We start from the raw sequence: 755 nt of genomic DNA, 5'->3' as shown, positions 1-755 counted from the left end.
TCGACATTGGTTTCAATCAGCTGACCGCACTGCCGGACTGGATGACCACACTCACCAACCTCACCAACCTCGACGTCAGCGGCAACCGACTCACCCACCTGCCGGACTGGATAGCCAACCTCACCGACCTCACCGCGCTGGACATTAGAAACAACCGGCTCACCCACCTGCCGGACTGGATGGCCAACCTCACCGGCCTCACCAACCTCGACATTGGTTTCAATCAGCTGACCGCACTGCCGGACTGGATAACCACACTCACCAACCTCACCAACCTCGACATTGGTTTCAATCAGCTGACCGCACTGCCGGACTGGATGACCACACTCACCGGCCTCACCAACCTCAATGTCAGTCGCAACCAACTCACCCATTTGCCGGACTGGATGGCCAACCTCACCGGCCTCACCAACCTCAATGTCGGTCACAACCAACTCACCCATTTGCCGGACTGGATGGCCAACCTCACCGGCCTCACCAACCTCGACATTGGTTTCAATCAGCTGACCGCACTGCCGGACTGGATGACCACACTCACCGGCCTCACCGACCTCGACATCTCCGGCAACCAGCTCACCCATTTACCCAACTGGATAGTGAACCTCACCAGCCTCGCCAACCTCGACATCTCCAGTAACCAACTGACCGTTCTGCCAGACTGGATCTCCGGGCTAACAGGCCTTATTTACCTTCACCTGGCGAACAACCAGCTCTCCGCACTACCCGAAAACATGGGTACCCTGAATGGGCTAACC

The 755-nt window shown here is 57.6% G+C and carries 1 protein-coding gene; it reads left to right on the top strand.

The window, feature by feature from the left end; translation table 11 throughout:
* A partial coding sequence (locus ACFYY8_RS42090; RefSeq protein ID WP_390050694.1) for a leucine-rich repeat domain-containing protein occupies positions 1–755 on the top strand: 755 nt, incomplete at both ends.

This window comes from Streptosporangium sp. NPDC001559 (assembly GCF_042893955.1).
Taxonomy (GTDB): Bacteria; Actinomycetota; Actinomycetes; order Streptosporangiales; family Streptosporangiaceae; genus Streptosporangium.
The sequence above is the reverse complement of the archived record's forward strand: the minus strand, read 5'-3'. Positions and strand labels throughout refer to the sequence as shown.